General features: G+C 59.9%; 3 protein-coding genes and 1 pseudogene. 3 read left to right on the plus strand and 1 reads right to left on the minus strand.

All coding sequences use genetic code 11. The annotated features are described in order from the left end of the window. Window positions 1-110 precede the first annotated feature (110 nt). From AWB81_RS39565 to AWB81_RS39580, 3 genes are all read left to right on the plus strand, one after another. Complete coding sequence (locus AWB81_RS39565; RefSeq protein ID WP_062643718.1) at window positions 111-1217, plus strand: S-(hydroxymethyl)glutathione dehydrogenase/class III alcohol dehydrogenase; 1107 nt, start codon at window positions 111-113, stop codon at window positions 1215-1217. A gap of 288 nt (window positions 1218-1505) precedes the next feature. Then, window positions 1506-1889 carry a VOC family protein gene (locus AWB81_RS39570; RefSeq protein WP_087135530.1) on the plus strand — a complete coding sequence of 128 codons (384 nt, stop codon included), beginning with the start codon at window positions 1506-1508 and terminating at the stop codon, window positions 1887-1889. A 1054-nt stretch (window positions 1890-2943) separates the two neighbouring features. Next, window positions 2944-5193, plus strand: coding sequence for a two-partner secretion domain-containing protein (locus AWB81_RS39580; RefSeq protein ID WP_062643720.1), 2250 nt, complete (start codon window positions 2944-2946; stop codon window positions 5191-5193). A gap of 760 nt (window positions 5194-5953) precedes the next feature. Here the strand turns inward: AWB81_RS39580 and AWB81_RS47735 are convergent. Beyond that, window positions 5954-6165: pseudogene (locus AWB81_RS47735) on the minus strand (IS4-like element ISCku4 family transposase); the annotation flags it as partial.

Genomic DNA, 6165 nt, shown 5'->3' on the forward strand with positions numbered 1-6165 from the left:
TTACCGAGAACTGGATCGGCGCTCACGAACGCCAAGATGAGACCGTGAGAAAGGCGCAAGAACTCGGCACTCTCGAGTTAAGAAGTTCGCTCAAATCTAAAGGACCAGTAATGCGTACAAAGGCCGCAATAGCATGGCGCGCGAAGGACCCGTTGACAATTGAAGACGTGGAACTGGAAGGCCCGCGCGCCGGCGAGGTGCTGATCGAGGTGAAGGCGACGGGCATTTGCCACACCGACTACTACACGCTCTCGGGCGCCGATCCGGAAGGGATTTTTCCGGCGATCCTCGGGCACGAAGGCGCAGGCGTGATCGTCGACGTGGGGTCGGGCGTCGGCACGCTGAAGAAGGGCGATCATGTCATTCCGCTCTACACGCCGGAATGCCGCCAGTGCAAGTTCTGCCTGTCGCGCAAGACGAACCTCTGTCAGGCGATCCGTTCGACGCAAGGCCGCGGCCTCATGCCCGACGCGACTTCGCGCTTCTCGCTAGACGGCAAGCCGCTCTTTCACTACATGGGTACGTCGACGTTTTCGAACTACATCGTGGTTCCCGAGATCGCGGTCGCGAAAGTGCGTGAGGACGCGCCGTTCGACAAGATCTGCTACATCGGCTGCGGCGTGACGACGGGCGTCGGCGCCGTCGTGTATTCGGCGAAGGTCGAGGCAGGCGCGAACGTGGTCGTGTTCGGGCTCGGCGGCATCGGGCTCAACGTGATCCAGGGCGCGAAGATGGTCGGCGCGGACAAGATCATCGGCGTCGATATCAATCCGGGGCGCGTCGAACTCGCGAAGAAGTTCGGCATGACGCACTTCATCAACCCGAAGGAAGTCGAGAACGTCGTCGACCACATCGTGCAACTCACCGATGGCGGCGCCGACTATTCGTTCGAGTGCATCGGCAATACGAAGGTGATGCGCCAGGCGCTCGAATGCACGCACAAGGGCTGGGGGCAATCGTTCATCATCGGCGTGGCGGCGGCAGGCGAGGAAATCTCGACGCGGCCGTTCCAGCTCGTCACGGGCCGCGAGTGGAAAGGCTCGGCGTTCGGCGGCGCGCGCGGGCGCACGGACGTGCCGAAGATCGTCGACTGGTACATGGAAGGCAAGATCAACATCGACGATCTCATCACGCACCATCTGCCGCTCGAACGCATCAACGAAGGCTTCGATCTGATGAAGAAGGGCGAGTCGATCCGATCCGTCGTCATGTATTAATTGAGTCAAACGATGCTTTAACTTCTTTGGATGACAACGTTGCTTCGATCTCGTCCAGCGGTTAGCACCGGGTCGGAATCGATCAGCCGGCATAGCAATTTCCGTCCTTCCCTAAGGAAGCAGCGCCCACCAAGTGCCGGCGCTGTCCTACTCGACGGCTGATGTGCTCCGAAGAGACCATCCCGTGAAGCTTGGCAACCCACGGGAATCCACGGATGAGAGACCCTCAAACGTTTAGCAGGCGCCAACGGCGCTCCGGTTCAACGCAGCTCACCTGAAGGAATACACATGGCTGTTTTCACACACGTTACTGTTGGCACAAACAATTTAGAAAAAGCGCGCTCGTTCTACGACAGTGTGCTCGGCGAAATCGGGTTAGAACGCGTCAACGATCTTGGCGACCAAGGTTCCATCTGGGGTCAAGAATCACCGTCATTTTTCGTTCTGACGCCGGCAAACGGTCAAGCCGCGTCCGTGGGAAACGGCGTAACCGTCTCCTTTGAGGCGCCGAATCGAGCGTCGATCGATGCGTTCCACAAAACTGCGATTGCTGCGGGCGGCCAGTGCGAAGGTGCCGCGGGTCCTCGCGGTTGGGCACCAAACGCATATGCTGCGTATGTTCGAGATCTTGACGGCAATAAACTCGCTGTTTATTGCTTCAAGTCCGAGTAACGCCAGCTGTCAGGAGTCGTCTCGGGCCCTGACACTGTAAGCTTCGTACCCTTCTGTGTATTCGTTTAGCGGGGACTTGCCGAAGCGGTCTCGGTAGTTCAATGCGCGCGCCCGAGATGTGTCGGGAAGCGCGTAACTTTACATAAAGGAATTTAGTGACGTTTGTTTTGTTATCCTAATGACCTGTCTTTGTACGTACGCCCTTCGGTCCGACCTACACAGGCAAATGCTGCGATGTTCTCGGCCGGGACGCGGAGTCTGACGGTCCCTCATCGACCCGTTGCCGAGGGTCGAGCCGTCAGAGGTGCAACGGCAGGTACCAGAGTCGAGCAGTCGTTCGGTACAGCCACTCCAGACAAAAACATATGTCGGCCAATACTGTCATCCATGACGCTTGGCAAGGAAGGCCAACGCCTAGAACAACAGTTCGAACAGTCTCTTCAGGAGGTACTCCGGGGACATCATCGTCAGTGCCAGCGGCACGATCGGCACATGTACCGCAACCCGAGGCGCACAATGGCATCCTTGGTAATCGGGGCGCCCGCATCGTCCGGACCATGTCGAAACTGTTGGCGAGATCCGCAAGGGACTGAATTTCTCCGCTCCCTAGCAACGCGTCGCCGGCGGGCGAGCCGCCCCGTAGCCACTTGGCATCGAACTCGTGCACATACCGTTCCGCCACCATGCCGTATTCGCTCAGGCCCGTCCTTTTCTACTGGGCCAGTTGAGGCGTGAAGTCCAGCAACGGAGCAAAGCCAAGGCACAACAAGCTTCAGCGATCGAAAGAAACGCGCCGGTCGCCAGTGTTGGCGCTTGGTCCGGGCCGTGATCCATTGCAGCGTCGATCTTCCGCCGCGCCATTGCAGTTGATCGGATTGCGTCTATTCTTACATTGGACCTTCGCCAAATACTGATGCCAGTAATGTTTTAGGTTGTTGCGGGAGGAGTCATGCATCACTTTGTGCCTTGTAGTTCAGCTGTGCAAAAGCAAGCGCCTCTCACCTGGGGCCTTCGTCACGCTCGCCACAGATACTGGTCCGCCTTGTTATGCGGGATGCTCACACATGGAGCATGTGCGCTCGCGGCCGGCCCCCTCCCCAGCGGGGGACAGTTCGTTGCTGGCACGGGTTCGATCTCGTCGAACGGCTCAGCGCTCAACATCACTCAAAGCACGCCGCGCGCGGTCATCGACTGGCGCGGCTTTTCGATCGGGATTGCCAATAGTGTGACAGTGAATAACGGCGCCGGTGCAACGCTCAACCGTGTGACCGGTATCGGTCGCTCCGTCATCGATGGCAGGCTGAGTGGCACGGGTAGTATCTACCTGATTAATCCGCAGGGCGTACTTATAGGCACGAGCGGTGTCGTCACGACCGGTGGCCGCTTCGTCGCCTCGACACTCGATGTGGCCAATGACGCGTTCATGAAGGGGGGCGCATTTGCCTTGAGCAGTACGAGCGAGGCCAGCATCATCAATCTCGGCAGGATCAGTTCAAGCGGCGGCGACGTATTCCTGATCTCGCGCAAGCTCACCGAGAACGACGGTTCGATCGACGCGCCCAAGGGTACGGTGAAACTCGCCACCGGCGCTCAGGTGTTGCTGGTGGATTCGTCGAGCGGCGGCCAAGTGTTCGTGGAACCCGGTACTCGAGGCGATGTGGTCAACAAGGGCATGATCCGTGCCGCGCAGATCGCCCTCGAAGCAGCCGACGGCAACGTTTTCGCGCTCGCGGGCACGCGAGGCGAACTGCGCGCAACTGGCACCGCCACGCGCGACGGTCACGTGTGGCTAGTGGCCGAACGCGGCACGGCGCACGTTCACACGAACGTCGCGGCATTGAATGCGGACGGCAGCGGCGGGACCGTGGAGACGAGCGGTTACGCGCTCCATCTCGACGACGCCGTCATCGATGCCGGACAATGGAATTTGACGGCGCCCGAGTTCAACGTGGGAGGGGTGGCCGCGGCGATCCTCGCCCGTGACCTGTCGAGCGGTACGTCAGTCAATGTGAACACGACGGGCGCCTACGGCAAGAGCGGTGACATCAATCTCCAGTCGACGCTGCGCTGGAGCGGCGACGCATCGCTTGCGCTCAACGCGCAGCACAATGTGACGATCGGCGGGGCCATAACGGTCGCAAACAACGGCGCGGGCAACCTCACGCTGCGAGCCGACGCAAACGGCATCGATAATGGCGCCAGCGTCGTGAACCGCGGCACCATCGACTGGTCGCGCAGCACCGGCGTCGTCGCGGCGCTCCATGACACGAACGGCGGTTACCTCGCTGGCACTGTGAGGAGCAATCCATCGTGGGCCCCCGCGCCGTTCAGCGGCCTCAACACGCAGGCGACCGCGTACCAGCTCGTCAATTCTAAAGAGGCCCTCGAGAACGTAACGAACAATCTCGCCGGGGTATACGCGCTCGGCAAGGATCTAGACCTGGGGGGATGGCCCAATCAATTCCGGAGAATCGGAGGAGCGAATGCGGCGTTCGCGGGACAGTTCGACGGCATGGGTCATGCCATCGGCAACCTGTACCAATATCAGGAATCGGCCGGTCTGTTTGGCGACATCGGTACGACAGGGGTTGTGCGGAATCTGAGTGTCAATAATGCGTATATGACCGCATCGGGCATGTTCGCAGGCGGCGGCGGAGGCATCATCGCGCTACGCAATCAGGGGCTTATCACGAACACGCATGCGTCGGGCGGCATCAGTTCGTACCGGGGCGCCGGCGGCCTCGTTGCGGTGAACGACGGCACGATCGAGCGCTCGTCGGCCGGTGCCGGTCTCAACGGCGATGGCGCGTTTGGCGGCCTCGCCCGCCTCAACAATGGGAACATCGTCCAGTCGTTCTCGATCAGCTCAGTAAGAGGCGGTTCGCATGCATCGGGCGCAGGCCTGGTCGTCGACAACCACGGATCGATCACCCAGTCCTATGCGGCTGGCGCCGCGACAATGTATACCACCGCCGGCCTGGTCTTGTATAACGGCGGAACGATCAACGAATCGTTCGCTACCACGCACCAAACTCCACTGTTCCCACCCGACCAGAAGGCCGGTGTGGCCTTTACGAATGCCGGAACCATCGCGGACAACGTCTTCTGGGATGTGCAAGCAACCACTGCAACCAATAGCGTATACAGCGGCAAGGCGCTGCCCGCCGCGAACGGCCTCACGACCGCGCAGATGAGCACGACCGCGAGCTTCGGACCGACGTGGGACTTCGGTCCGACCGGCACGTGGGTGATACCCGTGGGAGGCACGCATCCGATCCTGCGCTGGCAACAAGATGCGCAGTGAGCGCATTTCGATTGATGGCAGGCTATCCGGAGTCGCAGGCAGGCTTCGATCGCAGTCTTCGCATTTGTTAAAACGGGAATCCTTCGCGGAGATACCACGGCCTGACCACACGACTCGCTCACGTAGGGGCGAGATTGTTGGCGTACGGCCGAGTGTTGCAATTGGATACCCGGCATTGAAGTCGCGGGAGCCCAAGGGCCGGAGAGGGTTGAAAGTACATGCGCTGCCAAGGGAACCTGACGCTCGCGGTATTGTCGCGACCGCCCATTCAACGAACTGAAGCGGACGTCTGAACGTCCGCGCAACGGTTTAGGCGAATGACGCTTCATGGCCGAGCCCGGCCCGATGCGGAACGCATAGTCTGTCTGCCGGAAGTCGACGGCAGCAGCGACGGCTGCCACGCAAACAGAAAACGTCAGCATCTTCCAAGCTCCAGCGCCAAGCACTTTGAACGATGGGCCGCTGGAGTCACGCGCTCCGTGGCGAGACCCCTGAAGTTGACCCGCTCCTTGGGCAGCCGACGGCAATGTGCTCTCAGTCGGCCGTAAGAGATGCTACAGCCACTTGGGCACGTCGATACGTGCATAGCGGTGAAGTTTTTCTATCAAAGCACTTGCATCTGCATCCACGGATATCGAATTTCGATGCGCAGCCGGCAGGAATTTCTTGTTCACCATATGGTCAACAAATCCTAGAAACGCGGCAAAAAAATCGGCCGTGTTCAATACTCAAGAGTGCCGAGTTCGGCACAGTCTTGGGGTTATGTGGCCAGTCGGAACATCTCGAAGGTGTCAGGGTCCTGCCTTTCGGCGATGAATTTCGCGAAGAAATTGGTTTTGGCGCTATTCACGAGAAATTCGGGCAGGCATTGTCGTAGTGCACTGGCGACAACCAACTCCGATGGAGGGATGCCGGGACGGATGGTGCGCAGCCAGGATCCAAAGGAACTCCAGACGAGTGAAGGGAATACCG

Source organism: Caballeronia arationis (assembly GCF_001544975.2).
GTDB classification, from domain to species: domain Bacteria; phylum Pseudomonadota; class Gammaproteobacteria; order Burkholderiales; family Burkholderiaceae; genus Caballeronia; species Caballeronia arationis.